1 protein-coding gene is annotated in these 872 nt (G+C 65.8%); it reads left to right on the top strand.

What is annotated here, in order from left to right; all coding sequences use genetic code 11:
• The coding region (locus FDX01_RS02195) for an efflux RND transporter periplasmic adaptor subunit (protein ID WP_137399147.1) at positions 1-774 on the top strand (774 nt) is incomplete at its 5' end.
• Between the last annotated feature and the right edge of the window lie 98 nt (positions 775-872).

Genomic DNA, 872 nt, shown 5'->3' with positions numbered 1-872 from the left:
GGGGCAGTCGCAACGCCGGATGCGGCCGTTGCCGCAGCGCCTGAGAGCGCGCCTGACGCCACCGCCGACAACGGCGCCGCGCCGGTGCGTTTTCTGGTGATGGCCAACCAGGAAAGCCCGCTATCAAGCGTGGTGGCCGGGCGCGTGTCGCAGGTCAACGTTGAGCTGGGCGATACGGTCAAGGCAGGCAAACTGCTGGTGACGCTGGACTGTAGCGAGCTGAAAGCCCGTCGCGACGCGGCAGACGCCGAGTACAGCGCCGCGCAGATCAAATATGAAGCGAAGGCGAAATTGCAGGGTCTGCATTCCGCAGGCGCGCTGGAGGTTGGCCTTGCCGCCGCCGACGTGAACCGCACCCGCAGCCAGATCAAAATTTTTGAAGCGCAGCTGGCGCAGTGCCGCTTTACCGCGCCGTTCGACGGCCGCGTGGCGCGTATTTACGTCAAAGAGGGCCAGGGCGTCGGCGCAGGCGCGCAGGTTATCGATCTTGTAAGCAACGGCACCCGCAAGGCGCGCCTCAACGTGCCGTCAGGCTGGACCACCTGGCTTGCGCCCGGCGCGCAGCTTGACGCGGTGGTGGGTGAAACCGGCAAGCATTACCCGATGACCGTCACCCACATCAGCGGCCGCGTGGACGCCGTGAGCCAGACGATTGAGATTGAAGCGGAATTTGGCAGCGACGCCCAGGACGTACTGCCCGGCATGAGCGGCCGCGCGACGCCAGTCTGCCCGAAAGCGGCGGCGCAGTGCCAGAGCGGGACGACCAACTCGTGAGCATCGCCCTGTTCTATTCTCTCGCGGCGCGCGTGAAAGCGGCGCGCAGCCCCGAAGAGCTGGGTTTTGTGATGTGTAACGATACCCGCTCGCTGGTG

The sequence above is a fragment of the Citrobacter sp. wls613 genome, from assembly GCF_005281195.1.
Classification (GTDB): domain Bacteria; phylum Pseudomonadota; class Gammaproteobacteria; order Enterobacterales; family Enterobacteriaceae; genus Citrobacter; species Citrobacter gillenii.
This window is presented reverse-complemented; position numbering and strand designations above follow the sequence as displayed.